Origin of the sequence: Sulfitobacter sp. W027, assembly GCF_025143985.1 — a bacterium.
GTDB lineage: Bacteria > Pseudomonadota > Alphaproteobacteria > Rhodobacterales > Rhodobacteraceae > Sulfitobacter.
Window position 1 is genome coordinate 1,391,919 of the sequence record NZ_CP083564.1, and the last position, 24,267, is coordinate 1,416,185.

Consider the following 24,267-nt stretch of genomic DNA (forward strand, 5'->3'; position numbering starts at 1 on the left):
AGGGTACAAAGTGCGATACAATTTGACCACAGGAATATTGTAATGGGTACAATTTGGCAGCCGACGCTCGCCGATGGGCAGGGGCCGAAGTACAAACTCGTGGCTCTGACCATCCGCGAGGGGATCAACTCCGACGCGCTGGCGGTTGGCGATAAGCTGCCCCCGGTGCGGGAATTGGCGTGGCAATTGGGGATCACCCCCGGCACTGTGGCGCGGGCCTATACCATTCTTACGGACGAAGGTTTGCTGGAGGCCGAGGTCGGCCGGGGTACTTTTGTCGCCCCGCCGCAGGCAGCCATCCGCGAAGATGTCTGGAATCGCGAACAAGATAGCTGGATCAAAGAGTTAGAGATTTCAGATACGGATGCAGTGAGTCTCTTTAGTCCACGATTGCCGGATATGGGGCAAGTGGCCCTGATCCGCAGCGCCCTGCGGCAGGTGGCGGATGTGCCGGGCGAAGAGTTGATGAACTATCCCACCCGCGATGCCTATGCCCCGGTGCGCCAAGCGGTGGTCGACTGGCTGTCGCATCTGTCCCTTGGCCCGCTGAGCGAGCGCGACGTCGTGCTGTCGCATGGCGGGCAAAGCGGCATTGTATTGGTACTTCAGGCCATCCTGTCGGGGCCGAAACCGGTGATGCTGGTCGAAGACCTCTCCTATGCCGGGTTCCGCCGGGCGGCGGAGGTGCTGCGCGCCGAAGTGATCGGCGTGGCGATGGACAAAGACGGCGTGCTGCCCGAGGCGCTGGACAAGGCCGCGCGCGACAGCGGAGCGCAGGTGTTTTGCACCACGCCGGAAGTGCATAACCCCACGGGCAGCCACACCAGCCTTGAACGGCGGCGCGCGCTGCTGAAGGTCGCCAAGCGGCACGGCTTAGAGATTTTGGAGGACGATTGCTACCGCATGGGCGCTGCCCGCGCACCGAGCTATCGCTCGCTCTGGCCTGAGCATGTCTGGCACGTCTCGTCGATCTCAAAGGAATTGACGCCCGCGCTGCGCGTCGGCTTTGCGCTGGCCCCGGCAGGGCGGTCGGCGGACCTGCGGCGGGTGGCGGAATACGGATATTTCGGCCTTGCGCGCCCCTTGGCCGAGGCGACGCGCATTTTGCTGACCGATCCGCGGCTGAAGGGCATCTGTGCCGACATCCGCGAAAGACTGGCCGAATATGTAGAGGTTGCCGTCAACCATCTGGGCGGGCATGAGCTGCAATGGTCGCGCGATGTGCCCTTTCTATGGCTGCAACTGCCGCCCGGCTGGCGTGCGGCGGGGTTCTGTCGCGCGGCAGAGGCGCAGGGGGTGCAGATCCGCTCTGCCGATGAATTCGCCCTGCGCGATGGCCGCGCGCCCCATGCGGTACGTATCGCGGTGAACGCCCATGTCTCGCTGCGCTCCTTCGAGGCGGCAATGCAGCGGCTGCGCTGTCTCTTGGACAATCCGCCAGAGCAGATCAGCGTGTAGAAATATGGGGTATTATTATACCTAAATTGTAAAGTGTTGTTTTCGCTATTATAATCCGTGATTGCTGCGCTTGACCCGGCGATGCAGGTGATTATAACCCCTCCATCAGACACCGGGCGGGGATTCCTCGTTCCGACCAACCTCAAACGGGAATTCATCCATGAAAACCTTTTCTGCGACACCGGCAGATATCGACAAGAAATGGATCATCATCGACGCCGAAGGCGTCGTGCTGGGCCGTCTCGCCTCGATCATCGCCATGCGCCTGCGCGGCAAACACAAGCCGTCCTTCACGCCGCATATGGATTGCGGCGACAACGTGATCGTCATCAACGCCGAGAAGGTGCAGATGACCGGCAAGAAGCGCGAAGAGCACTTCTACTGGCACACCGGCCACCCCGGCGGGATCAAATCGCGCACTAAGGAGCAAATCCTTGAAGGCGCGCATCCTGAGCGTGTTGTGACCCAAGCGGTCAAGCGCATGCTGCCCGGCAACCGCCTGAGCCGCCAGATCATGACCAACCTGCGCGTCTATGCAGGTAGCGATCACCCCCATGAGGCCCAGAGCCCCGAAGTTCTGGATGTCAAATCCATGAACAAGAAAAACACGCGGAGTGCATGAGCATGGCTGACGAAATCAAAACACTTGAAGGTCTCGAAGCTGCTGTGACCGAGAACATCGGCGGCGTGCAGGGCACCGAAACCGAAATGACCCCTCGTGAGCCGGTTCGTGACGAACTGGGCCGCGCCTATGCCACCGGCAAACGTAAAGACGCGGTCGCCCGCGTTTGGATCAAGCCCGGCTCCGGCAAGGTCATCGTGAACGGCAAGCCGCAGAACGAGTATTTCGCGCGCCCCGTGCAGCAGTTGATCCTCGCGCAGCCGTTCGGCATCACCAACACCGAAGGCCAGTTCGACGTGTTCGCAACTGTCAAAGGCGGCGGTCTGTCCGGTCAAGCGGGTGCGGTTAAGCACGGCATCTCCAAAGCTCTGCAGCTTTACGATCCCTCCCTGCGCGGTGCGCTGAAAGCGGCAGGCTTCCTGACCCGTGACAGCCGCGTCGTCGAGCGGAAGAAATACGGTAAGGCCAAAGCGCGCCGGAGCTTCCAGTTCTCCAAGCGTTAAGCTTACCGATCAACTTTGCGAAAGGGCTGCCCTCCGGGGTGGCCCTTTTTCGTTTGCGGGGTGGGCATTGCGACTTGGCAGCGGCACGTGAAAAAGGCCGCTGCAGTTTCCCGCAACGGCCCTTGGTCAGGATCAGTGATGATCTCTTGCGGAATTAGCCGCCGATTTCATAGCTCACGGTAAAGCCCAGCACGCCGTCACCATCGTTGGTGTCTTCGTACAGCGCTTCAAAGCTGACGCCATCGCCGAAGTCATAGACGGCACCAGCTTCGGCGTAGAGGTTGTCGTCTCGGTCGCTGTTGCCGATGAGGCCAACGGCGGTCCAACGCTCGGACAGGGGCGCTTCGAACGCCACTTCCTGATCGCTTTCGCCATTGTCGGGGTCGATGATCACAGCAAATGCGCCCGAGGCGTCACGCCCGATGGGGAAGCCCAGCGTCGCGGTGATTTCTTCGCCGTGATCCTTAGAATCATTCAGCCATGCGTAGGAATAGCTCAGGTCCCAGTTCATGCCCTGACCAAAATCTGCGCCATAGCCGAGGTCGACTTCGAGTTCGACGTCATCTGTGGGGTCTTGGTAAAGCGATGTGACGCTAAAGCCAGTGTGAAAGCCGCCGTAGGTCAGCTCGACGAAGCCTTCGACTTCGTTCTCAAGGTGATCGAAATCATCTGAAGTATTGAAGCGCGTGGCGGCAGAGACGCCAGCGGTCCAGCCAACCATGGAGGTCACGGCGCGGTCCTCAATCACCGGGTCGAAACCTGTAGTGATATTGTCTTGCGCGTAAGCGGCAGAAGAAAGCAGCCCGGCGGTAATGCCGAACCCGATAAGGTGTTTGATATTCATGGCTTTTGCCTAGTTTTGGACCGTGGCTTGTCTGCGACTGGCGAGGTCTGGTTGTGAAGGCCCCTCGGATATGCCCGCGCTAGGAGAGCCGCAAGCCCCGTTTGCGCATATCTGACATGCGTTAGGACATAACATTGTGAACGACGGAAATTTCACCCAAGTCGTTGGTTTTTCTCAGCCCCCGTGGTTCCGGGCGGGGCGGTGCCTGCCTATATCAAGCGCAACACAGGAGACAGTCATGCAGTATTCAGTTCTAGACCTTGCCCCGGTGCCCGAAGGGTCAGACACCGCCACCGCCATTGCCAATTCCGTCGCATTGGCCCAATTGGCCGAAGCCAAGGGCTATCACCGCTTCTGGATGGCTGAACATCATAACATGCCGGGCATCGCCTCGGCGGCGACATCGGTTTTGCTGGGGCATGTGGCGGATCATACGCAAAATATTCGCATCGGTGCGGGGGGTGTGATGCTGCCCAATCATGCGCCTTTGGCGATTGCCGAACAGTTCGGCACGCTGGCTGCGATCCATGGCGACCGGATCGATTTGGGGCTAGGCCGTGCGCCGGGTGGCGATCAGGCGGTGATGCGTGCCATGCGGCGCGGCATGGGTGGCGGCGATCACTTCCCCGATGATGTGGCCGAGTTGATGGCCTATCTGGGCGACGCCGATCCGCGCTCGCCCGTCCGTGCGCATCCGGGTGAGGGGACGCATGTACCGATCTGGATCCTCGGCTCTTCGCTATACGGCGCGCAACTGGCGGCGCATTTTGGGCTGCCTTATGCCTTTGCCTCTCACTTTGCGCCCGATGCGTTGGAGGAGGCCACGGCCATCTATCGTCGTGATTTTAAACCGTCCGAAGCCTGCCCCGCGCCGCGCTTCATGCTGGCGGTGAACGTATTCGCCGCCGACACGGATGAAGAGGGTGCCTATCTGCGCACCACCATGCAGCAGGCCTTCGCCCGTCTGCGCACAGGCCGTCCCGGCAAGCTGCCGGCCCCGGTGCGTGACATCGACGCCGAGATTGGCGCGGGGATGCGGCAGGGGGTGGATCATGCGCTGCGCGTGTCTGCCGTGGGCAGCCCCGAGACCGTGAAACGCCAGCTAGAGGCGCTGATCGCACAGCACCACCCTGATGAAGTGATCCTGACCGGGCAGATCCACGATCACGCCGCGCGGTTGCGCTCGTTTGAGATTGCGGCGGATGTTTTGCAGGACATGAGGGTGGGTCAGTGAAAGACGGCCCGGAAATAAGTCCTGTCCCGTAAAGAACTACAGGATGCGCCAGATTACATCTATTCTTACTATTTTAGGATCTTCTAGGTAGTGAAATGCATCGTAACGAACTGTGACTTGGTCAACCACTGCTGTCCGTTCAATGCAGTTCGGTAGCATGATTTGGGATCCTGGTCTCAGACTTCGTCCGAATGCTAATTCAGACGGTGTCTGCAATTTGGTTAAGATAGGCATCTCTCATCTCCTTGTGGTGAGAATCAGAGATTAAAGGCTTCGATGATACCTGTGCGGCAGGTCGACCGTCACTCGTCAGGGCTGACCAATCCCAGCCCGCGCAGGTAAATCCCGATCCCGGTTTCCAGCAGGTCGTCTGCTGGGAAGGGCGACGCGCGGCCGGGGGAGTTGCGGGCGAAAAGTTCGACCACACCGTGGCTCATCGCCCAGATATGGGCCGAGAACATGGAAGCCGGCGGGCGTTTGTCTTCGGGGATATGCTGGCTTAGGTCGGATGCCGCGCGTTCGAGCACGCCATTGGCGCGGTTGGCGGCATGGGCCAGCTCCGGGGTGCGGTTGACCGAGATGCCGGATTCGAACATGGCGATGTAATGGCCGGGGTACTTGCGCGCAAAGGCCAGATAGGCGCGGCCCGTGGCCTCGAACGCCTTCAGGGCTGAGGGCTGGCCGGATTCGTAAGCGAATTCCATCAATCCGGCAAAGATATCATAGCCTTGATGTGCGGCCTCGGCGATCAGGTCTTCGCGGCCTTCGAAGTGGCGATAGACCGCAGCCGGGGTGACGCCCGCGCGTTTGGCGGCCTCGGAGAGGGTAAAGCCCGTGGGGCCGCGCTGCTCGATCAACTCAAGGGCGGCGTCAATCAGCGCTTGGCGCAGGTTGCCGTGATGGTAGCCGCGTTTAGGCATCCCAGATATCCGGCCCGCCGCAGATTTCATCGTCCGCCTTGCCGATCGCCTTGGCGTCTTTCTGGGGGTAGTCGAAACGGTGCAGCAGGTGGCGCATCGCGGCCAAACGGGCGCGGCGTTTGTCGTCGGAGCGGATTACCGTCCACGGGGTTTCTGGGGTATGGCTGCGCGACAGGGTCACTTCGATGGCGGTTGAGTATTGCTCCCATTTCGAGAGGCCTTTCACGTCAATCGGGCTGAGTTTCCACTGTTTCAACGGATCGGATTCGCGCGACAGCATCCGGCGCAACTGCTCGCCCCGACCCACGTTGAGCCAGAATTTGATCAGGTGGATGCCGTCTTCGACGAGCATCTGCTCGAAGGGGGCAACCTGCTCAAAGAAATGGGCGCGCTGCTCGGGGGTGCAAAAGCCAAAGACGTTTTCCACAACGCCGCGATTGTACCAAGAGCGGTCATAGAAGACCATCTCGCCCGCGGTCGGCAAGTGTTTGACGTAGCGCTGGAAATACCACTCGCCTTGCTCGGTTTCCGTGGGTTTCGACAGGGCCACGACACGTGCCGCGCGTGGATTGAGGTTCTCGCGCATGCGGCGGATGGTGCCGCCTTTCCCGGCGGCGTCGCGGCCTTCAAAAACCATGACCACCCGTTGCCCGGTCTCACGCACCCACGATTGCAGTTTGACCATTTCAATCTGGAGCCGCTCATAGTCGCGCTCATAGGTCTTGCGCGACAGGCGTTCGTCATGCGGGTAGGAGGGCGAGAGGATGTCGTCCTTGTCGGCCCGCTGGATCGCTTGGCGAATGTCCTCGGGGGCGTCATTCTCAAAAAAGGCGCTGATTGCGCCGTCAAAGGGCAGGTCCATGGGCGCTCCTTGCGGGTGTTCTTGTTTCAATATGGGATGTTAAGGCGATTAACGCAAACCCGCACGGGCAGCGGCGCGGTCAATGGCATCAATGACTTCCTGCGGCGCGGTGTGTTGGGGCATATGGCCCATGCCGGGCAATCGCGTCAGTGCCCCATTGGGGATGTCGTTGATCAGTTCTTCGGCGTGGATATGCATCGGCACGATGGTATCGGCATCGCCATGGATGATCTCGACCGGCATGGTTAGACGGTCATATTGCGCTGCCAATTCAACCACATGTGAGCGCAATTGGTGGACCTGCTGGGCATTGGCGCGACTGGCGCTGCGGCGCAGGGTCAGACCGGTGCCGATGTGATCGGCATAGCCTTTGGGCGCGGGCTGTGGAGCAAAAATTGCCTCGATATTGCTTTGCACAAAGCTGTCAGGGACAAAGGCGGTGACAGCGGGGATAAAGAGCGCACCGCCAAGGCGCGAGGCGCTGACATTGTAAAGCCAGCTTAGACCGCCCGGCCAAGGCTCGGACACGGCAGAGACGAGCACCAGTGCGGCGGTGTCCTTGGGGCGCTGAAGCCCCCACGCCAGCGCCACAGCGCCGCCAAAGGAATGGCCCATCACGATGGGGTTTTCGACGCCCAGTTGATCGGCGGCCTTTTGCAGCAGCGCGGCTTGCTCTTGCGGCGATTCCCCCAGTGGGTTCCACGCGCCGCGCGCACCGGGCAAGCGGGCGGTATAGCCCATGCCGGGGCGGTCAAACATGATGACGCGGTAGCGGTCGCTCAGTCGCTCTGCGAAGCCCATGGTGAAATCACGCAGATTGCCGCTGGCCCCGTGGATCAGCACCAGGTCCGGCCCGTTGCCGATGACCTTGGCATGGACCGGCAGGCCATCCACCTCCATGATCTCGCCCTCGGGCGGATGGCTGGCTTCGGCCCGCGCCTCGTGCCGCGCGGCGCGCCATTGGACAAGCGCCACCAGCAGCGCCAGCCCGAGGAGGAGGGCAAGCAGCAGTTTAATGGCCAATCTCATTCATATCAAAGGGGGTGGTCTGATATATCTCGTTGATCCAGTTGCCATAAAGCAGATGCGCATGGCTGCGCCAGCGATTCACCGGGGTGCGCAAAGGATCATCTTCAGGGTAGTAGTTGCAGGGCACGTTGATCGGCACGCCGCTTTCCACGTCGCGGTCATATTCCTGTTTCAGCGTGTCGCGGTCGTATTCGAAATGGTTGAAGACATAAAGCGCGCGGTGCGCGGGGTCTTCGATCAGGCAGGGGCCAACCTCATCACTGCCTAAAAGTGTGGTGAGGCCGGGGTGCGCGTCAACCTCGTCTTGGCGCATCTCGGTCCAGCGGGAGACGGGCACGGTGCAGTCGTCCGAGAACCCGCGCAGATAGGGCGATGCGGGCGCGAGGTTTTGGTGGCGGAAGCAGCCGAAGGCCTTCTCGCTCAGCATGTGTTTCTTCACCCCATGAAAATGGTTGATCATCGCCATGCCGCCCCAACAGACGCCAAAGGTGGAGTGGATGTTGGTCTGGGTCCATTCCATCACCTCGCGCAGCTCGTCCCAATAGGTCACTTCGTCGAACTCAAGATGCTCAATCGGGGCGCCGGTGATGATCAGTCCGTCAAACTTCTCGGCCTTCATCTCTTCGAAGGGGCGGTAGAAGCTTTCCATATGTTCGGCGGCGGTGTTGCGGGCTTGGTGATCGGACATGCGGATGAGGCTTAGCTCAATCTGCAAGGGCGTCGCACCGATCAGCCGGGCGAACTGGTTCTCTGTCTGGATTTTTTTGGGCATCAGGTTCAGCAGCGCGATGCGCAGCGGGCGGATGTCTTGCCGCGATGCCAGTTCCTCGTCCAGCACCATGACCCCTTCGTTGCGCAGAACGTCGAAGGCGGGCAGGCGGGAGGGGATCTTGATGGGCATGAGACAGGTCTTTCAGGGGTAGCCAGAGCAGTCAGATAATCTTGGACAGGGCGGGTTCAACCGCCCGTGGGCAGGTGGCGGGCGATGAGATCGGTAAAGTCTTCGGGAGCTTTCAGCGCGTCGATGTCGGCAGGGGTGATCGTGACGCCCCATTTCGACATCGCCTCATAGCGCGGTTGGCGGTGCGACAGGGCGGCGGCATAGGTCCAGCGGATGAAATCATCGGGGTTCACGGCGTCTTCGGTGATGTTCTTTTCCGCAAGATAGTCGGCCCAAGCACGGGCGAGGAATTCGGGCTGATAGGCCATCGGCTTGGGCGCTTTGTCAAAGCGGCGGATGAGTTCTTCGGTATGGGCCTCGTCGCCCTTGATCCAGACCAGCAGACATTCCTCGGCCAATTGCCGCAGCAACGGGTCGTCCGGGTCTTCGGGATCGACCCATTCGCAGATCGACCCGCCGGTGTCGCAGATGAAATGCGGATAGCCATAGAGCGCTTCGGCGCGGGTGGCGAAATAGGCGGTGTCTTCCAGCGCGTTGATCTCGGCCCGGCGGAAGGCCCCTTGCCGTTTGGCGTATTCCTCCATCGGCAGACCGCCACGCGCCGGATCGCCCGGTTTGCCCAGCCATGTGGCCACGGGCGACAGGTTGTCGAAGGTGATGTTCGAGCCGATGTAGATACTGTCGCTGAGCAGCAGATCGCGCAGGAAGGGCACTTTCATCGCCTCGGCCTTGGCGTTGTCGGCAATCAGCTCACCCAGATAGCGGGTGCCGATGCGGTAGTCGATGGAGTAGTGAAACCAATCGCCGCTGGCGCGCAGCAGGCTGGAGAGATGGGTCTTGCCCAAGCCCGACATGCCGAAGATCAGAACTTTGCGGCGCGGCGCCGCGCGCCAATCGTCAGCCGTGGGGTAGAGCATGTATCACCAAGGTTAAGTACTTCGTTTCCCCTGACTACCCCAGTGTTTCACCAGACGCCAGATGCGGCCATCGAGCACCAGAAGCCCGAGCGCGAGAAGGGTGAAACCGCTATAGGCGGCGGGGCGCAGGGTCTCATCCCGCAGCCATGCGCCCAGCAGGATCGCCACGGGGGCGACCAGCAGCGTTACCAGCATCAGGTTGCTGCTGCCCGCCATGCCCAGCACGCGGTAGTAGAGCAGATAGGCCAGCGCGGTGGCGGCCAGCGCATAATAGGCGATGGCCATGAGCGTGGCGGGGGCAAGGTCGAGCGTCAGCGGCCCTTCGACGGCCCATGCCAGCGGCAGCATGATCAGCGTGGCCCCGGTCAGCATCCCGGCAGCGGCCAGCTGCGGCGGTTGGCTCGGCAGCAGTTTGCGCGCACAGACACCGGCCATGGCATAGGACATTGCCCCGCCCAGCACGGCGAGTTGTGCAAGGCTGCCGAGATCGAAGTTTGTGAGGTTTTCCAACCCGATGGCGGTGCTGACCCCGGCAAAGCCGAGGCAGACGCCAAGCGCTTTTCGCGGGGTGATGCGCTCGTCGGAGAGAAAAATCGCGGCGGCCAAGACGCCAAAGATCGCCGTGGCCGCGTTGAGGATTGAGGTCAGGCCGGAAGGGATATGCAACTGTCCCCACGCCATCAGCGAGAAGGGGATTACGTTGTTCAAAAGGCCCATCAGCAGGAAAGCCGCCCAAATCCGCGGCTCACGCGGCAGGGGCAGGCGCATGACTGCGACGGCGGCCCAGAGCACCAGCATCGCCCAGAACACCCGATGTACGACCGAGGTCAGCGGCCCGATTTCATCCAGCGCCACGCGCACGGCGACAAAGGACGCGCCCCAGAGCAGGGCAAGAAAGCCCATTTCAATCCAAGCGCGCGGGGGGATGGTTTTTTGTGTGATCATGGAGGTGGTGTAGGCGCAATATTTGGCCTCTGCGACCCGAAAGATGCGCATGCACGAAAACGCCGCCCGAAAGGTTTTGGGCGGCGTGATAGATTGGTTTGTGAGGCGGCTTAGAAAGTGAAACCGACCTTGACGCCAAAGGCGACCGCGTCGTTGTCCTCGAAGTTAGCCGCCGGAGCGTTGGTCGGGATCGCAGTCTGTGCGTCGCCGATGTTCACATAGCGGATGCCTGAGGTGATCTTCATATTATCGCGGGTATAGACGGCGGCAAGCGCGAGGCTTTTGTTACCATCGGTTGGGCCGAGGTTCGAAGCAAAGCCGCCTTCTGACTTCTCATAGCCGACAGAGGCCGAGACCGACCAGTTGTCATTCAAACGACGGCCCACACCCAGCGAGTAGGTGAAGACATCGTCATCATAGCTAACAAGGGAGGCACCGCCTGTGGCGCCAGCATAGGCTGCCGGAGAAATGTCGAAGGAAGACCAATCAACCCAGCGGATGCCACCAAAAAGCAATGTGTCAGCAGCGATTCCGGTCTGGAAGTCGAGGTTCACCGACTGAGGTGTTTCGATTTCGGTCGTGCTCATCACTGCGCCGAACTCGGTCGTGTCGACGTCATGCTCGACCTTGGAGTTATAGGTCAGCGCCACGCGCATGGCGATGTCGGGGCGCTCATAGGCGACACCAGCGACATAGCCAACGCCTGTGTCGCGCTCACCGTCAACCGTATAACCGCCGACGAAGGGGACAGCTGCCGTGGCTTCGATGGTTTGCACGCGCAGACCGCCGTGAACGCTGAAGTTGTCGTTCATCCGGTAGCGCAGCAGGCCGGTCAGAGCGTGCGCGTCAAGATCAGCCTGCGCGCCTGCCGCGTAGTAGCCGGTGCCGGTGGGATAATCGATGTCCGCGCCAAAGGGCTGGTCATAGATGATCGCATAGGACAGCTTGTCATTGATGTCGGCCTTATAGGCGGCACCGAACTGCATGTAGCTTTCCGTAGCGTTGCCTGAATCGCGGCTGCCGAGAGCGGCGACCGATGTGCCCGACGTGTCAGGTGAGATATGCCCAAAGCTGAACTCCGCATACCGCCCGCTTTCAAACAAAGCATTGATGGACTGGCCAGAGCGGTCAATGCCACCCGCATGTACGGCGGCGGTCGACGCGAGAAGCGCCGGAAGTGCCAAGAAGTGTGATTTCATTTTTTTCTCCCAAATGCTGCGACGATCCTCCCCGGCGCAGGTTGAGATGATCTAAGCGGATAGCTGCCGTTTGCGTCAATTCCTGACCTAAGGTCAGGCGCAAATCTGTGCCAAAATTACGAAATGTGTGGTTTGCGGGTCTCGAACCAGAGGTTGAGATAGTTGCCAGCAAAGATGATGGCGGCGCCGATGAAAACCCAGATGTCCAGCGCCTCTCCATAGAGCAGCATACCGATCACTGCGATGGCCGGGAGACGGACAAAATCAATCGGCACCACCACCGTGGCAGGCGCAAGGCTAAGCGCATTGGTCAGGCAGTAATGCGCAAGTAGCCCGCAAGCGCCGACAAGCAGCAGGAAGGGCGCAGTCTCTGCCGTAGGCAGCGCGATGTCGCCATCGTAACCAGCTGAGATCATGCCGAAAATAAGTTGCAGCGTGGTGAGGTAGAACAGGATCGTGGTGATCCCTTGGGTGCGGGTCAGCCGCTTGGTCAGAACGTTTGTGAGGGCAAAGAAGACTGCACAGCCCGCCGCCGCCAGAATGCCGGTGTTCAGGTTGCCGATATCAGGGCGTGCGACGATCAGGATGCCGATGAAGCCCATGACAGCGGCCAGCGCCCGCGTTGCGGTCAGCCGTTCGCCCAGCAGAAAGATCGATAGGACGATCACCCAGAGCGGTGAGGTGAACTCAAGCGCAAAGACCTGCGCCAGCGGGATCAAGGACACGGCGAGGAACCACAGGTTTTGCCCGGTGAAGTGCGCAAGATTGCGCAAGAGCTGCATACCAAAGTTGCGAGTATTGATCTGGCGCCAAGCTCCGGTGGCCCAAGCGAGCGACAGGACGATGATCACGCCGATGACGCTGCGGTAGAGCATGACTTCAAAGGTATCGAACCGAGCCGACAACTCACGCCCTGACACTGCCATGGTCGAGAAGGAGCCGATGGAGCCGATCATCCAAAGTCCCGCGCGGAAAGTGGGTGTCATGCCGAGCTCGTGATTTGATAGTCGCGTTTGATCCCGGCAGTGAGTGTGGCCCAGTCAGAAGCCGCCACGCGCGCCTGATGCGCGTCCAAGGCCGCGCGGTCGGCAAAGAATTCTGAGACCTGCCAGACAAGCGGATCATCTGTGGGGGTCACGTCGAACCGAAGGCATCCCGGCTCCGCACGGGTGAGACTCAGATGCGCGTCAAGCCCCGCGCGCACCCGGTCCGCTTGGGCCGGGGTGGCGCAGCGAAGGTGGCCGGTCAGGGCCACCCTCATGTTTATTCCCACTCGATGGTGCCTGGAGGTTTCGAGGTAATGTCATAAGTGACGCGGTTAATGCCCGGCACTTCGTTGATGATCCGCGTGGCGGTTTCACCAAGGAAGTCGTGAGTGAACGGGTAGTAGTCCGCGGTCATGCCATCCACGGAAGTCACCGCACGCAGAGCGCAGGCGAAGTCATAGGTGCGGCCATCGCCCATCACGCCCACGGTGCGCACCGGCAGGATCGCCACGAAGGCCTGCCAGATGTCGTCATAGAGCCCGTGACGGCGGATCTGGTCGATATAGACCGCATCGGCCTCGCGCAGGATCGCCAGTTTCTCGCGGGTGATCTCACCGGGGCAGCGGATCGCAAGGCCCGGTCCGGGGAAGGGGTGACGTCCGATGAACGACGGCGGCAGGCCCAACTCGCGGCCTAACTCGCGCACTTCATCCTTGAAGAGTTCGCGCAGCGGCTCCACCAATTTGAGGCCCATCTTTTCGGGCAGGCCGCCGACATTGTGGTGGCTTTTGATCGTCACCGAAGGACCACCCGAGAAGCTGACGCTTTCGATCACATCCGGGTAGAGCGTGCCTTGGGCCAAGAAGGTTGCATCGCCCACATCTTTCGCGTGTTTCTGGAACACGTCGATGAAAAGCTTGCCGATGATCTTGCGCTTGGTCTCGGGGTCAGAGACGCCGTCCAACTCGCCCAGGAACAGCTCCTGCTCATCCGCGTGGATCAGGGGCATGTTGTAGTGGTCGCGGAACATGGTGACGACCTCTTCGGCTTCCCCCTTGCGCAGCAGACCATGGTCGACAAAGACGCATGTCAGCTGGTCACCAATCGCTTCATGGATCAGAACGGCGGCCACGGAGGAGTCGACACCACCCGACAGACCACAGATCACCTTCTGGTCGCCGACCTGCTCGCGGATCGCGGCAATCGCCTCCTCGCGATAGGCGCTCATGGTCCAGTCGCCCTTGAAGCCTGCCAGACGCACGAAGTTCTCATAGAGGCGCGGACCGTTGGGGGTGTGGTGCACCTCGGGGTGGAACTGCACGGCGTAGAAGTTGCGCGACACGTCGCCGGTAATGGCGAAAGGCGCGTTGGGGGAGGTGCCGTAGACCTCGAACCCCGGGGCGATCTTGCTCACGTGATCGCCGTGGCTCATCCAGACCTGCTCGCGGTCAGTGGCGAACCAGCCTTCGAGCAGTTCAAGCTGTTGCCCAGTAGGGGTAACGAACGCCCGGCCAAACTCGGCGGTGCCGTGGCCACGCTCCACATGACCGCCAAGGCAGTGCATCATGACCTGCTGGCCATAGCAGATGCCAAGGATCGGCACGCCCAGTTCAAACACAGCCTGCGGCGGCATCGGCGCGCCTTCGGCAAACACAGAGGACGGGCCACCCGATAGGATCACCGCCTTGGGCGCGAATTCCTTGAGGAAAGCATCGTCCACCGTGTTGAACGGGTGAATTTCGCAAAAGACATTCAGCTCCCGCAGGCGACGCGCGATAAGCTGCGTAACCTGGCTGCCGAAGTCGATGATAAGAAGGCGGTCATGGGTGATATCTGTCATGGGGGTGTGATTAGGCCCGAGAGGCCGCTGTGGCAAGTCTCAAGCGGGCCGAAGACAGGCACCTGCGGCGTTTAATCCGCGCAGGAGGCGCGCGGGCGGCACGCGATGTCGCTTTTTGCCGCTAGGGGACGTTATCCGCGCGAAGGGGGCGCTGGGAATGGGCTAGTGACAGGTCAAGAGTTGCGGGAAGGAATGAGCAATGGCGGAATCAGCACGACGGGCACGCGGCGGCGGAGGTGCGGCACGGCGCGCGGCACGCACAGCGGTCTCCTTTGAGACAGCGCGCTATATCGAGCGCAACATCCCGAACTTCGAAGTGCTGACCGAAGAAGCGTTGCAGATCATCGAGCAGAACGCCGACACGGTGCTGGAAGAGATCGGTGTGAACTTTCCCGACAACCCCGATGCGCTGGCACTGTGGCGCAACGCCGGTGCCGATGTGCAGGGGGAGCGAGTGCGCATCCCACGGGGGCTGGCCCGCAAGCTGTGCTCTACGGCACCGTCAACGATTACCCAAGTGGCGCGTAACCGGGAGCGTGATGTTGTCATAGGGGGCAAGAGCCTCGTCCTAGCCCCGGTCTATGGCCCGCCTTTTGTGCGCGATGCCGCCGGGGGGCGCCGTTATGCTACGATGGCGGACTTCGAGAAATTCGTGAAGCTGGGCTATATGTCCAAATGGCTGCACCATTCGGGGGGGACGGTATGCGAGCCGACCGACATCCCGGTAAACAAACGTCACCTCGATATGCTGCATGCGCATATGACGCTCAGCGACAAGCCCTTCATGGGCTCGGTGACCGAACCGTCGCGGGCGCAGGACAGTGTCGATATGTGCGGCATCCTTTTTGGTAAGGACTTCGTCCAGGAAAACACTGTGATGACCTCGCTCATCAACATCAACTCGCCGATGACGTTTGACGATGTGATGATGGGAGCGCTTAAAGTCTATGCCGAAAACAATCAGGCCTGCATCATCTCGCCTTTCATCGTGGGAGGGGCTATGGCGCCGGTAAGTGTGGCCGGGACACTGACGCAGGTCTTGGCCGAGACACTGGCCGGCATTGCCTATAGCCAGCTTGTGCGCCCCGGTGCGCCTGTCATCATGGGGGCCTTCGTGACCTCCATCGACATGAACAGTGGTGCACCAACCTTTGGCACGCCAGAGGCTGCGCATATCACCTATGGCGCTGGGCAATTGGCGCGGCGCATGAACCTGCCGTACCGCAGCGCCGGGTCGTTCAACGGCTCGAAACTGCCAGATGCTCAGGCGGCCTATGAGACCTCGAACAGCCTGAACATGGGGCTTTTGTCAGGCGTGAACTTCATGCTGCACGCCTGTGGCTGGTTGGAAGGCGGGCTGGTGTCCTCCTTCGAAAAATTCGTCATGGATGCCGACCAATTGGGCACCCTGCATCACCTCGCCCGTGGGGTGGAGATAGATGAGAACGCCCAAGCGATGGACGCGATCCGCGAAGTCGGGCCGGGGGGGCATTACCTTGGCTGTGCCCATACGCAGAGCAACTTTCGGGAGGCGTTTTGGAAGTCGGACCTGTTGGACTACAAACCCTTTGAGACATGGTCAGACGAGGGCGCGCGCGACACGCAAGCGCTGGCCACGGCGCGGGTCGAAAAGATGCTGGCAGACTACCAGCAACCGGCGCTGGATCCGGCCATTCGCGAAGCGCTTGATGCCTTTGTGGCCGAGCGTAAGGCAGCGGAGCCTGACAGCTTCACGTAAACCTTTAGGGCGGGGGGCGAACCCCCCGCATAGCCCTCAGGCGCTGGGGGTCTGCGCGGCTTTCAAAAAACGCGCCTCCCCGATCATGGCGATCAGAACATCTACGTGGCGGATCAAGCTATAGCTTGCATCTGCCGTTTTGCGCTGGTTGTCCAACTCGGCTTCAATCTCGATCAGCTTAATCAGCGCGGTGCCGTGGCGCGGCAGTATTCCAAAACCCAAGATGCGGGGAAGATGGGTGCCGCGCCGGTATTCTTCGGCGCCGATCCGCGCGGCGCGCATCAACAGGCGCGGGCGGTGAAGTCTTTGCAGCATGGTCAGCAGATCTTGCATCACAGTTCTCCGGTAAGCGGGTGGTGAATCACCCTGATCGGCAAATTGTGTCACAACCTTTCCGGGTGTTGCGTGGTATGAGTTCTCGGCGCACGGCGCATTCCGGCATCGTTTACCTTTTGGAAACAATCATTGCCAAACGCGATGATTTTAACGAACGGGTAACCAAAACATCCATAGGTTGTGAATATCTCTGGGGATAACTCTCCAGCTTGGGGACCCGCCAAAATGGAAGTGGCAGTCAATTGAAGGCGCATCACCAAACCCAACAGACAGTCATGCCGGGATGGGTGCCGCATGGGGCCCTACATTACCTCGCACATACGGAGACCGGCGCACCGATCCGGGCTTTGGCACGCCAAGCTGGCTGTCATGCCTCAACGATCATGCGACAAATTCGCCGTATCGAGACCCGGCGCGACGATCCGCTGGTGGATGCAGCCCTGCGCAGGCTCGGCGCGGTGCGGCGTGGCTTGGATTGTACTGCTGGCCCCCCAGCAGGAAAGACAGCGATAATGAACAAGCCCGCCGCCCCCCTTCTTGATGAAGACACTTTTGCTGCCGAAGCGCTGCGTGCTCTTCGTCGCTTGCATGAAACCGGCGCGGTCTTGGCCGTGGCCGAAGGTATGGAAAAGGCCGTCGTCGTGCGCGAAACGGATACCGGCCCCGGTGCCCGGACCGCCGTGGTGGACAGTGCCGTGGCACAGGCGATGGCGCTGAAAGACTGGATCACGCCGGGCAGCGCAGGGCGGGTGACGCGCTATCATATTACCGGCGCGGGGCGCGCTGCACTGCGGCGGATGATTGACGCGCAAGGCGCCGGGGCCGAGGGCTTTGCCGAGGACCAAACCGCGTTTTTGGGCATGCCCGGCGATCACGGGACAGAAGAGGGCGCGGATGCCCACGCGGCCCCCCGCCGTAGCCGCTATTGCCTGTCAGAAAGCCCACTTTCCGCGCTGGCCCGGCGGCGCGATAAAGCCGGCGCGCCCTTCTTGGAAGAGGGACTGGTGCATGCGGGCGAACGGCTGCGCGAAGATTTTGAACTGGCGCAGATGGGGGGGGAAGTTACCCAGAATTGGGACCATTTCCTGACCCCCGGGGCCAAGCCCACGGGACGCCGCGATGGGTCAGGTGTGATGGCTGCAGCAGAGGCGCGCAAGCGGGTGGCCGATGCGATGGCCGACCTTGGCCCGGGGCTGTCGGATGTCGTCTTGCGCTGCTGCTGCTATTTAGAAGGGCTTGAAACCACGGAAAAACGGCTGGGGTGGTCGGCACGGTCAGGCAAGATCGTTCTGCGCATCGCGCTAATGCGGCTTAAACGGCATTACGATGAGACCGTAGGGCCGGGTGGCCCAATGATCGGATAAAAAGGGGCGGGGCGGCAAGGTCATAGCCCTGCCGCCCCAATCGCTTTACTCAGCGACCTTCGTTGGTGTCTCATCTGTCACCGAGATCGCCACTGCGTCTTTCTCACAGGCGGCCCGTACACCGGCGGCGTAATCGGCGTGCACTTTCTCAAGCACAGCGTACCAGCGTTCCTTTACAGGCTGCGAGCAGGGGGCCATGGCACCGGCCATATTCGCGTGCAGACGGTTACGCTGCCCTTGGTCGAAGACCTCAAGGTAAAGCTTGCGCGGCTGGACGTAATCGGCGTCCGTTTCCTCTTGGACATAACGATCTGCATCGCCCGAGATACGCAACGGCGGTTCTTGCACCGACGGATCAGGACGGGCCGATTCCTCGTATTGGTTCGGCTCGTAATAGGCATCCGGGTGGCCGGTCTGCTGTGGGAAGAACCGCATCGACCCGTCCTTGTGGTAGTGGTGCATCGGCGCGGCCTTTGGGGCGTTGACGGGCAGAGCCTCGTAATGCGTGCCAAGACGGTAGCGGTGTGCATCGGCATAGGAAAAGACCCGCGCTTGCAACATCTTATCGGGCGAGAAGCCGATGCCGGGGATTTTGTTCGACGGCGAATAGGCGGCGTTTTCGATGCTCTGGAAATAGTTATCGGGGTTGCGGTTGAACTCCAACATACCTACCGGGATCAGCGGGTAATCCGCATGCGGCCAGACTTTGGTCAGGTCAAAGGGATTGAAGCCGCAGGTCTCGGCCTCTGCCTCGGGCATGACTTGGATGTTCAGCTCCCACTTCGGGAAGTCGCCGCCTTCGATTGCGTTGAAGAGATCCTCTTGGAAGTTTTCACGTGTCGACCCGATCAGCTTCTCCGCGTCCTCATTGGAGCGGTTACGGATCTCCTGCTGGCAGCGGAAGTGGAACTTCACCCAGTGACGCTCGCCCTTGGCGTTCCACATCGAATAGGTGTGGCTGCCGTAGCCGTGCATATGCATTGGGTTCACCGGAATGCCGCGGTCGGACATCAGGATTGTAACTTGGTGCACCGACTCTGGCTGCGCCGCCCAGAAGTCGAACATCGCCTCGGGCGAGCGCAGGTTGGTGCGCGGGTGGCGTTTCTGGGTGCGGATGAAGTCCGGGAATTTGTAAGCATCGCGCACAAAGAAGATCGGGGTGTTGTTGCCAACCACGTCCCAATTGCCTTCTTCGGTGTAGAATTTCACCGAGAACCCGCGCACGTCACGCTCACTATCGGCGGCGCCCAATTCGCCCGCCACGGTGGACCAACGCGAGATAATTTCGCAGGTTTTGCCCACTTCGGAGAAGATCGCCGCACAGCTATAGTCGCTGATGTCATGGGTGACGGTGAAGGTGCCTTCCGCGCCCCAACCCTTGGCGTGCACGGCACGCTCGGGAATACGCTCGCGGTTCTGATGAGCCAGTTTCTCGATCAGTTGGTAGTCGTCCAGCAGCACCGGGCCACGGCTGCCCGCGGTCTTGCTGGTTTCGTTGGTCGGCATCGGTGCGCCGGCAGTGGTGGTGAGACGCTTGCTCATCTTGGGTTCCCCTCGGTTATTGTCTGGGAGGAACATGACCTATGCTGGCCATAATTTCCAATTGCAGTTTTGTAAATTTGCGATAGGAAAAAGTTATGAACTTTACGTTGAAACAACTCGAATACTTCCGTGCGCTGGCGACTTTGGGCAACTTTGGCCGCGCGGCGGAGGCGTGTAACATCTCGCAACCCGCTCTTTCGGTGCAGGTCCGGGGGTTGGAAGAAACGCTTGGCGGGCGGCTTATTGAGCGTCGAAGCCGGGCGTCGGTGTTGACGCCTTTGGGCCGCGAGGTGCTGACACGTGCCGAGGATATCCTGCGCCGCGCCAGATTGCTGGAGGCCACCGCGCGCGAGCAGGTTGGGCTGGCAGGCACGTTGAACCTTGGACTGATCCCCACCGTGGCACCCTACCTGCTGCCCGGTGTGCTGGCCGCCCTGCGCGCGCAGGATATTTCTCTGCGGGTGGAAGTACGCGAGGCGCAGACCGATCAGCTTTTGGCCGATCTGCGTGCAGGTTCGCTGGATGCCGCCGTCATGGCGCTGCCCGTGGGGGAAAGCGGTCTGGCCGAAGTGGCGCTATTTGAGGATCGTTTCCTGCTCGCCGGATCGGCGGAGCGGATGGCCGGAACCATGGTCGCCCACCCGACCGACTTAGCGCGCACGCCGCTGATGCTGCTGGAGGACGGCCACTGCTTAACCGATCAGGCGCTGGATGTCTGTCAGCGCGACCGGACGCAGGCGGGCATCCATACCGGGGCCTCGTCCCTTGCCACCCTATCAAGGCTGGTGGAGGCGGGGTTTGGCATGACCCTGATGCCCGAAATCGCTGCCAAGACCGAGCTTGATGCCGCGCCGGGCCTGCGGTTGCACCGTTTCGGCGCGCCGGAGCCTTCACGGCAGATCGGGCTCGTACGTCGGGCAGGCACCCCCGGCGGAGGTTGGGCCGCGCAACTGGCCGAGACACTGACAGAGGTGGGAGAAGGACTGACCGGGCAGCTGCGCGCGAGATACTAAGCGCAGGCGGGGCAGCGGGGGATCGGGCCAAGCGGCCCGATCCGATCACAGAGAAAGGGCTTAGGCCGCTTCGGTCTGTTTCTGGTTTTCGAGGTATTCCAGCAGGTTCTCAGGGCTGGACACGCCGTAGGGGTCATCGCCGTGGTTGTCGCTGATGCCGGGCTCTTCGAACCAAGCTTCGATCTGACCGTCGTTGACGATCGCGGCATAGCGCCAGCTGCGTGCGCCGAAGCCAAGGTTGTCTTTGGCGACCAACATGCCCATGCGGCGGGTAAATTCGCCCGAGCCATCTGGGATCACGTCGATGTTCTGGACGCCCTGCATCTCTTTCCACTTGTTCATGACAAAGCTGTCATTGACCGACAGGCAGTAGATGCCGTCGATGCCATGCTCTTGGAAGGCGGCAAAATTGTTCTCAAAACCGGGCAGCTGGTAGGTGCTGCATGTCGGCGTGAAGGCACCGGGGAGGGAGAACAGGACAACGCGCTTGCCCTTGAAGAAATCATCGCTGGTCTTGTCTTCCCAGCGGAAGGGGTTGGAGCCTTCGATGCTGTCGTCGCGCACGCGCGTTTTGAAGGTGACATTGGGGACATTGATACCGGGTTTCATCGCGTCTCTCTTTCTCGGATTGGATTCTTTGAGGCTTGGTAGCCCATATAGGGTGCCTGATCAACTCTCGCAATGCTGCAGCTGCATTGTAACTTTCCGGTTAGAAAACAACGCGCTAAATCAGAGGAATAGGGTGATGCCGCTGGCGCATGGCTGCCTTGTTCTGAGGGCGCATCCTGTAGGTGGTCATCGGGCCATGGACTATGATAAACAGACCGCGACACAATGATCAGAGGCCCCCGATGCGCGATCTGAAGATACCCGAACAGCGCCACCCCGAAAAGGCGCGCAAGCCTGACAACGCCCAGCCGAAAAAGCCGAGTTGGATCAGGGTCAAAGCGCCCGGCGGCAAGGGCTATGCCGAGACCGCGCGCATTATGCGCGACAACAAGCTGACCACGGTCTGCGAAGAGGCGGGCTGCCCGAATGTTGGCGAATGCTGGTCTCAGGGTCATGCCACGATGATGATCATGGGCGAGGTTTGTACACGCGCCTGCACCTTCTGCAACATCGCTACGGGTAAGCCTCCAGAGGATCTCGATGTGTTTGAGCCGGGCCGTGTGGCCGATGCGGTTGCCAAACTGGGGTTGAACCACGTCGTCATCACTTCGGTCGACCGCGACGATATCAAAGATGGCGGGGCCGAGCATTTTGCCCAAACCATCCGCGCCGTGCGCCACCGCAGCCCCGACACGACGATCGAAATCCTGACGCCGGATTTCATCCGCTGCGGCCCCGAAGCCCTTGAAAAGGTTGTCGAAGCGCGCCCGGATGTGTTCAATCACAACCTTGAAACCGTCCCCGGCCTTTACCCCGAAGTGCGCCCCGGCGCGCGTTACTTCCATTCTCTGCGCCTGCTTCAGCGGGTGAAGGAACTGGACCCGTCGATGTTCACCAAATCGGGCATCATGGTGGGCCTGGGCGAAGACCGGCAATCGGTCATTCAGGTGATGGAAGACATGCGCGCCGCCGATATCGACTTCCTGACCATTGGCCAATACCTACAGCCGACGCCAAAGCACCACGCGCTGGACCGTTTCGTCACGCCAGAGGAGTTCTCCTCCTACGAAAAGGCGGCTTACGGCAAGGGCTTCCTCATGGTCTCCGCCACGCCGCTGACCCGGTCGAGCTACCACGCGGGCGACGATTTCGCGCGTCTGCGTGAGGCGCGGAACCGCAAACTGGGTATTGCCTGATCGAAAAGGACGCGCCCGGCGTTACCCGCCGGGCAGGGCCTTGAGGTAGGCAGCAATCGCTTCGCGGTCGCTCTCAGGCAGCTGTGCAAGATTGCTGACCACCTCGGCCATCTCACCGCCCGCGCTGTCATATTCCGGCGTGAAGCCGGAGGTGAAATATTCCACCAGATCGGCCTTGGACCACTTAAGATGTGCGGGCGTGATGCCGGGGATGCGGCCCTTTCCCGAGGGGTTCGGTGCGCCGGTTAGCCAAGCCTCGCGCTCCAACGCGCCCAGAGCGTTGCGCGGCGTATGACATTCCCCACAATGGGCCAGCCCTTCGACAAGGTAGCGCCCCCGCGCGACCTGTGCATCTGACGCATCTGCCAGCACGAAATCTTCGTCAGAAAACAGCATTTTCCACGCGCCGAGGCCGCGCCGCACATTGAAGGGAAAGCTCACCTGATGCGGCAGGCTCGGCACCTCTGCGGCGGGCAGGGTTTGCATATACGCAAAGAGATTAACCACGTCCTGCGGGGCGAGATGCTGGTAGGCGGTATAGGGAAAGGCGGGGTAGTAATGCTGGCCTTCGGGCGAGACGCCGCGCGTCACGGCGCGGGCAAATTCCGGCAGGGTCCACTTACCGATGCCGTGGGTCGGGTCTGGCGATATATTGGGTGCGTGAAAGGTGCCGAAATCGCTGGGGAAGGGCAGGCCACCGGCCAAAACCAGCATCTCGTCCCCCTCACTCTCAGGCGCGGCATGACATGACACGCAGCCCCCGGCGGCAAAAACGAGCGCACCCGCTTCGGGTTCAGGCGTCAGCCCCGAGCCGTAGGACGGCTTAAGCGGATCGGGCCGGGTAATGACCCAGCCAAGGGCCGCGCCAAGAGCGGCACAGCCCAGCAGTACAGGAATTACACGGCGCAAAGATCAGTTCTTTGGGCCGCGGTAATCGTCATGACAGGCGCCGCAGGCCTTGCCCACAGCACCCATGCCCGCTTTCAACGCGTCAAGATCGGTGCCTGCGGCGTCGATCATATCCGCGCTGGCGGTCTCCAGCGCCATGAAAGCGTCGCTAAACCCTTCAGAATCGCTCCAGATTTCGGCCTTGGCGCGGGACCCTTCGACGGCCCCTTGCTCGGTGCCTTCAAGCCAGAGGGTGTTCCGCTCAAAACCTGCGGCGGCATGCAGGTTGGTTGCGGCGGCGGTTGCCATTTCGGCGTTATATTCCGTCTCGCCCTTGGCCATCCCGCCCAGAATGCCGGTGTGATAGGCGATCAGCTGCATCTGCGCGTGGCGCGCGTTCACTGCGTCACTCGCGGCTTTGTCGCTGTGGTTTGCGGCGAAACCGGCGGTGGCGATCAATACGGCGCTGACGCCGATGGCGGCAATGCTTTTGGTCAAATACATGGTCATCTCCCTTTTCTTGCCGCAGCGTAACATGGGAGGGGCGGGCCACAAAAAACAAAAACGTGATCAGCAGGATAACAAGCGCGCTTCGGCTTAGAACCGGCGGGGGATCCGCTCTGCTGTGGCCCAGTCAGGCCAGTAGCCCAACCATTCGATCAAGCTGATGGCCAAGGCCACCGCGATGATCGCGAAGACCACGATCACCCGTTTCGTGGACGGTGGATTGCGCGCCCATTGAGACATGCGCAGCAGCCACCGTGGGTCCATCATGTAAAGCGGACCTTGCCGATGAAGGGCAGGTTGCGGTTGCGTTGGGCAAAGTCGATGCCGTAGCCCACGACAAATTCATCGGGAATTTCAAAGCCGGTCCAGTCTGCTTTAAGATCGACCTCACGCCGGGTGGGTTTGTCGAGCAGTGCAATAGACTTCAACCGGGCAGGTTCGCGCGAGCGCAGCAGGTTGGTGACATGGTGCAGCGTGTGGCCCGTGTCGACAATATCTTCGACGACCAGTACATCGCGCCCTTCGATGGCGCCGCGCAAGTCCTTGAGAATGCGGACTTCTCGGCTGCTCTCCATGCCGTCACCATAGCTGGAGGCTTCGAGGAAATCGACTTCGATCGGCAGGTCCAACTCGCGCACCAGATCGGCGATGAACACGAAGGAGCCGCGCAACAGACCGACCACGACCAGTTTGTCGGTGCCGTCAAATTCGTCGTGAATTTCGCGGCAGAGAGTCTCGATCCGGGCCGCGATGGCCTTGGCCGAGATCATTTCATCGATGACGTAAGGCCGTTGTGCCATGGTTTTGCCCTTGA

General features: G+C 60.9%; 26 protein-coding genes. 8 read left to right on the forward strand and 18 right to left on the reverse strand.

Annotation, left to right across the window (positions count from 1 at the left end; translation table 11 throughout):
- Window positions 1-42: 42 nt before the first annotated feature.
- The 3 genes from K3759_RS06855 to rpsI all read left to right on the forward strand — a co-directional run bounded on the left by K3759_RS06855 (window position 43) and on the right by rpsI (window position 2,583).
- Window positions 43-1,458 carry a PLP-dependent aminotransferase family protein gene (locus K3759_RS06855; RefSeq protein WP_259985218.1) on the forward strand — a complete coding sequence of 472 codons (1,416 nt, stop codon included), beginning with the start codon at window positions 43-45 and terminating at the stop codon, window positions 1,456-1,458.
- A 160-nt stretch (window positions 1,459-1,618) separates the two neighbouring features.
- Window positions 1,619-2,080 (forward strand): 50S ribosomal protein L13, encoded by a 462-nt coding sequence (gene rplM, locus K3759_RS06860; RefSeq protein ID WP_093926384.1) that lies wholly within the window; start codon window positions 1,619-1,621, stop codon window positions 2,078-2,080.
- A 2-nt stretch (window positions 2,081-2,082) separates the two neighbouring features.
- The gene (gene rpsI, locus K3759_RS06865) at window positions 2,083-2,583 is read left to right on the forward strand and encodes a 30S ribosomal protein S9 (RefSeq protein WP_093927209.1); all 501 of its coding nucleotides are present in this window, start codon (window positions 2,083-2,085) and stop codon (window positions 2,581-2,583) included.
- 154 nt (window positions 2,584-2,737) lie between these two features.
- Here the strand turns inward: rpsI and K3759_RS06870 are convergent, their stop codons facing one another.
- Window positions 2,738-3,427: a hypothetical protein gene (locus K3759_RS06870; RefSeq protein ID WP_259985219.1), complete on the reverse strand. Its 690-nt coding sequence runs from the start codon at window positions 3,425-3,427 to the stop codon at window positions 2,738-2,740.
- 238 nt (window positions 3,428-3,665) lie between these two features.
- Here K3759_RS06870 and K3759_RS06875 point away from each other — a divergent pair, with 238 nt between their 5' ends.
- Entirely contained in the window at window positions 3,666-4,661 is a 996-nt protein-coding gene (locus K3759_RS06875) for an LLM class flavin-dependent oxidoreductase (RefSeq protein ID WP_259985220.1), read from the forward strand.
- 302 nt (window positions 4,662-4,963) lie between these two features.
- Here the strand turns inward: K3759_RS06875 and K3759_RS06880 are convergent, their stop codons facing one another.
- From K3759_RS06880 to guaA, 10 genes are all read right to left on the reverse strand, one after another.
- Window positions 4,964-5,581 carry a TetR/AcrR family transcriptional regulator gene (locus K3759_RS06880; protein ID WP_259985221.1) on the reverse strand — a complete coding sequence of 206 codons (618 nt, stop codon included), beginning with the start codon at window positions 5,579-5,581 and terminating at the stop codon, window positions 4,964-4,966.
- Complete coding sequence (ppk2, locus tag K3759_RS06885; protein ID WP_259985222.1) at window positions 5,574-6,443, reverse strand: polyphosphate kinase 2; 870 nt, start codon at window positions 6,441-6,443, stop codon at window positions 5,574-5,576. The genes K3759_RS06880 and ppk2 overlap by 8 nt, the downstream gene beginning before the upstream one ends.
- A gap of 48 nt (window positions 6,444-6,491) precedes the next feature.
- Window positions 6,492-7,472, reverse strand: coding sequence for an alpha/beta fold hydrolase (locus K3759_RS06890; protein WP_259985224.1), 981 nt, complete (start codon window positions 7,470-7,472; stop codon window positions 6,492-6,494).
- A complete protein-coding gene (metA, locus tag K3759_RS06895; RefSeq protein ID WP_259985227.1) occupies window positions 7,456-8,373 on the reverse strand; it encodes a homoserine O-succinyltransferase in 918 nt (305 codons plus the stop codon). Before metA ends, K3759_RS06890 begins: the two co-directional genes overlap by 17 nt.
- A gap of 56 nt (window positions 8,374-8,429) precedes the next feature.
- Window positions 8,430-9,290 (reverse strand): ATPase, encoded by an 861-nt coding sequence (locus K3759_RS06900; RefSeq protein WP_259985229.1) that lies wholly within the window; start codon window positions 9,288-9,290, stop codon window positions 8,430-8,432.
- A gap of 12 nt (window positions 9,291-9,302) precedes the next feature.
- The gene (locus K3759_RS06905; RefSeq protein WP_259985581.1) at window positions 9,303-10,235 is read right to left on the reverse strand and encodes a DMT family transporter; all 933 of its coding nucleotides are present in this window, start codon (window positions 10,233-10,235) and stop codon (window positions 9,303-9,305) included.
- A gap of 110 nt (window positions 10,236-10,345) precedes the next feature.
- Complete coding sequence (locus K3759_RS06910) at window positions 10,346-11,434, reverse strand: OmpP1/FadL family transporter (RefSeq protein WP_259985231.1); 1,089 nt, start codon at window positions 11,432-11,434, stop codon at window positions 10,346-10,348.
- 116 nt (window positions 11,435-11,550) lie between these two features.
- Entirely contained in the window at window positions 11,551-12,420 is an 870-nt protein-coding gene (locus K3759_RS06915) for a DMT family transporter (RefSeq protein ID WP_259985232.1), read from the reverse strand.
- A complete protein-coding gene (locus tag K3759_RS06920) occupies window positions 12,417-12,695 on the reverse strand; it encodes a putative quinol monooxygenase (RefSeq protein ID WP_259985233.1) in 279 nt (92 codons plus the stop codon). The genes K3759_RS06915 and K3759_RS06920 overlap by 4 nt, the downstream gene beginning before the upstream one ends.
- 2 nt (window positions 12,696-12,697) lie before the next feature.
- Window positions 12,698-14,260 carry a glutamine-hydrolyzing GMP synthase gene (gene guaA, locus K3759_RS06925; protein ID WP_259985234.1) on the reverse strand — a complete coding sequence of 521 codons (1,563 nt, stop codon included), beginning with the start codon at window positions 14,258-14,260 and terminating at the stop codon, window positions 12,698-12,700.
- Between the two features lie 199 nt (window positions 14,261-14,459).
- Here guaA and K3759_RS06930 point away from each other — a divergent pair, with 199 nt between their 5' ends.
- Window positions 14,460-15,998: a trimethylamine methyltransferase family protein gene (locus K3759_RS06930; protein ID WP_259985235.1), complete on the forward strand. Its 1,539-nt coding sequence runs from the start codon at window positions 14,460-14,462 to the stop codon at window positions 15,996-15,998.
- Window positions 15,999-16,034: 36 nt separating this feature from the next.
- On the opposite strand, the gene K3759_RS06935 is transcribed toward K3759_RS06930, so the two are convergent.
- Window positions 16,035-16,331 carry a DUF6477 family protein gene (locus tag K3759_RS06935; RefSeq protein ID WP_259985236.1) on the reverse strand — a complete coding sequence of 99 codons (297 nt, stop codon included), beginning with the start codon at window positions 16,329-16,331 and terminating at the stop codon, window positions 16,035-16,037.
- A gap of 278 nt (window positions 16,332-16,609) precedes the next feature.
- On the opposite strand from K3759_RS06935, the gene K3759_RS06940 reads away from it, so the two are divergent.
- Window positions 16,610-17,698, forward strand: coding sequence for a DUF6456 domain-containing protein (locus K3759_RS06940; RefSeq protein ID WP_259985237.1), 1,089 nt, complete (start codon window positions 16,610-16,612; stop codon window positions 17,696-17,698).
- A 45-nt stretch (window positions 17,699-17,743) separates the two neighbouring features.
- Here K3759_RS06940 and K3759_RS06945 read toward each other — a convergent pair whose 3' ends face one another.
- A complete protein-coding gene (locus K3759_RS06945; RefSeq protein ID WP_259985239.1) occupies window positions 17,744-19,240 on the reverse strand; it encodes a catalase in 1,497 nt (498 codons plus the stop codon).
- A 95-nt stretch (window positions 19,241-19,335) separates the two neighbouring features.
- Here K3759_RS06945 and K3759_RS06950 point away from each other — a divergent pair, with 95 nt between their 5' ends.
- A complete protein-coding gene (locus K3759_RS06950; protein WP_259985241.1) occupies window positions 19,336-20,253 on the forward strand; it encodes a hydrogen peroxide-inducible genes activator in 918 nt (305 codons plus the stop codon).
- Window positions 20,254-20,313: 60 nt separating this feature from the next.
- On the opposite strand, the gene K3759_RS06955 is transcribed toward K3759_RS06950, so the two are convergent.
- Window positions 20,314-20,862 (reverse strand): peroxiredoxin, encoded by a 549-nt coding sequence (locus K3759_RS06955; protein WP_243262991.1) that lies wholly within the window; start codon window positions 20,860-20,862, stop codon window positions 20,314-20,316.
- 242 nt (window positions 20,863-21,104) lie between these two features.
- Here K3759_RS06955 and lipA point away from each other — a divergent pair, with 242 nt between their 5' ends.
- The gene (lipA, locus tag K3759_RS06960; RefSeq protein WP_243262992.1) at window positions 21,105-22,058 is read left to right on the forward strand and encodes a lipoyl synthase; all 954 of its coding nucleotides are present in this window, start codon (window positions 21,105-21,107) and stop codon (window positions 22,056-22,058) included.
- A gap of 21 nt (window positions 22,059-22,079) precedes the next feature.
- On the opposite strand, the gene K3759_RS06965 is transcribed toward lipA, so the two are convergent.
- The 4 genes from K3759_RS06965 to hpt all read right to left on the reverse strand — a co-directional run bounded on the left by K3759_RS06965 (window position 22,080) and on the right by hpt (window position 24,253).
- Window positions 22,080-22,967, reverse strand: a complete 888-nt coding sequence (locus K3759_RS06965) for a cytochrome c (protein ID WP_259985245.1) — start codon at window positions 22,965-22,967, stop codon at window positions 22,080-22,082.
- Between the two features lie 3 nt (window positions 22,968-22,970).
- The gene (locus K3759_RS06970) at window positions 22,971-23,450 is read right to left on the reverse strand and encodes a cytochrome c (RefSeq protein ID WP_259985248.1); all 480 of its coding nucleotides are present in this window, start codon (window positions 23,448-23,450) and stop codon (window positions 22,971-22,973) included.
- Window positions 23,451-23,543: 93 nt separating this feature from the next.
- A complete protein-coding gene (locus K3759_RS06975; protein ID WP_259985249.1) occupies window positions 23,544-23,720 on the reverse strand; it encodes a hypothetical protein in 177 nt (58 codons plus the stop codon).
- On the reverse strand, window positions 23,717-24,253 hold the full coding sequence (gene hpt / locus K3759_RS06980) for a hypoxanthine phosphoribosyltransferase (protein ID WP_093926363.1): 537 nt from the start codon (window positions 24,251-24,253) through the stop codon (window positions 23,717-23,719). Before hpt ends, K3759_RS06975 begins: the two co-directional genes overlap by 4 nt.
- Between the last annotated feature and the right edge of the window lie 14 nt (window positions 24,254-24,267).